Origin of the sequence: Micromonospora globispora (genome assembly GCF_003857015.1) — a bacterium.
Lineage (GTDB): Bacteria > Actinomycetota > Actinomycetes > Mycobacteriales > Micromonosporaceae > Micromonospora > Micromonospora globispora.
On record NZ_QGGF01000176.1, the window covers coordinates 1 to 1,111 of the forward strand.

Below are 1,111 nucleotides of genomic sequence, written 5' to 3' on the forward strand. Positions count from 1 at the left end.
ACCGCAGGCCATGAGAGAGCCACACCAATGACACCGGTGGGCAGCCGCAATGTGGGAGCGTCTCGCCGAGCACCTGGACCGAGTCTGGCCGGACATCGATCCTGCAGGAAGTCTCTAAGTAGCCGCTATCCGCGCGCCCGCCGTTGTTGATGTCCTCGGGCTGTCAGCGCCACGGAGACGTGGCGTGAAAGTGCTTCCTGCGGCCCGCTTGCGGGCTCCTTCACACTGTGGAGGTAGCCGCCACCCGTCCGGAGGGCAACATGACCGACCAGCCGCCGAGTCAGCAACCCCCACCTGCGCCAGGCCCGACGCCGGGCTACCCGCCCTATCCGCCCTATGCGTACCCTCCGCCGGTCAACATGTACGCGATCCTCGCGCTGGTCTTTGGCGCGATGGTGTTCCCGCCGCTGGGCATCTACTTTGGCAACAAGGCCAAGAAGCAGATCGCCCAGACAGGCGAACGCGGGGTTGAGCTTGCCACCGCCGGCCTCGTGGTCGGATGGATCTTCACCGCCATCTACGGGCTGTTCGTCCTCGTCTGGTGCGGCTTTGTGGGCACGATGATCGTCGGCTCTACTGCCGGGAGGTAACGGTCAGGCCCGACGGCTTCGAATCCCTGGTCATACGGCAACCGTGGTTCCGACCGGGCCTGGTCACATCTTGGCCCTCCGACTGCTCCTCGCCGGCCATTTGGTCGGTTCGACTCACCACGCTGGAGATGTCCGTCATGCCGCTGGCCGGCGTGCGCGGACACGTTCCACTCTGCCGAGAAGAGTGCGTTCACGGAGTCCCCATGGACGCAGCCTGCCGTCATCGCGGTATGGTGCTCGGCCGGCAGGTGGTTGCGAGGCGGCGTGGCGTGAGCGGAGCGTTTCGAATAGAGGCGACCCAGATGGGTCTGCGCCGGTACTGGCTGGCCCGGGGCGAGCTGGACGGCGGGCGTTTCGAGGTGGCGGATGCCAACCTCGGGACTGCCCCGGGTTCGGTTGACTCGCGGGGTTGAATGGTTCAGGCCGCGTGTGCGGGCCTGTTGATTGTCTCAAACTCGATCGGGGTGAGCTTGCCGAGGCGTCGTTGCCGTCGGCGGCGGTGGTAGGTCCGTTCGATCCGG

The 1,111-nt window shown here is 66.2% G+C and carries 1 protein-coding gene; it reads left to right on the plus strand.

Features of this window, described 5'->3' with window-relative positions:
* The first annotated feature begins 260 nt into the window (after window positions 1-260).
* Complete coding sequence (locus DKL51_RS06750; RefSeq protein WP_109947328.1) at window positions 261-590, plus strand: DUF4190 domain-containing protein; 330 nt, start codon at window positions 261-263, stop codon at window positions 588-590.
* Window positions 591-1,111 lie beyond the last annotated feature (521 nt).

Coding starts and splice junctions, on each gene's coding strand:
- DKL51_RS06750 (WP_109947328.1), top strand. CDS start 261: ATGACCGACCAGCCGCCGAGTCAGCAACCCCCACCTGCGCCAGGCCCG.